This is a genomic window from Vogesella mureinivorans, from assembly GCF_007644035.1.
GTDB classification, from domain to species: domain Bacteria; phylum Pseudomonadota; class Gammaproteobacteria; order Burkholderiales; family Chromobacteriaceae; genus Vogesella; species Vogesella mureinivorans.
This window is the reverse complement of the sequence record NZ_VMTV02000039.1, coordinates 1-298: the sequence shown is the minus strand read 5'-3', so window position 1 is coordinate 298 and position 298 is coordinate 1. Positions and strand designations below refer to the sequence as shown.

Annotated in this window: 1 rRNA gene; it reads right to left on the bottom strand. The window is 50.3% G+C overall.

What is annotated here, in order from left to right:
* Window positions 1-298: ribosomal RNA gene (locus tag FLQ44_RS25495) — 23S ribosomal RNA — on the bottom strand; the annotation flags it as partial.

Here is a 298-nt window from a genome sequence, read left to right as displayed (position 1 = left end):
CCCTCGCGGTACTGGTTCGCTATCGGTCACACAGTAGTATTTAGCCTTACGAGATGGTCCTCGCTGATTCACACGGGATTTCACGGGCCCCGTGCTACTCGGGATACAGTCACGCTCTTTTCTACTTTCGACTACAGGACTTTCACCTTCTCTGGTGCAGCTTTCAACTGCTTTGTCTAGCTTGAAGATACGTTGATTGACTGTCCCACGACCCCAGAAGTAAAAACCTCTGGTTTAGGCTGTTTCCCGTTCGCTCACCACTACTTGGGAAATCGCTATTGCTTTCTCTTCCTCCAGC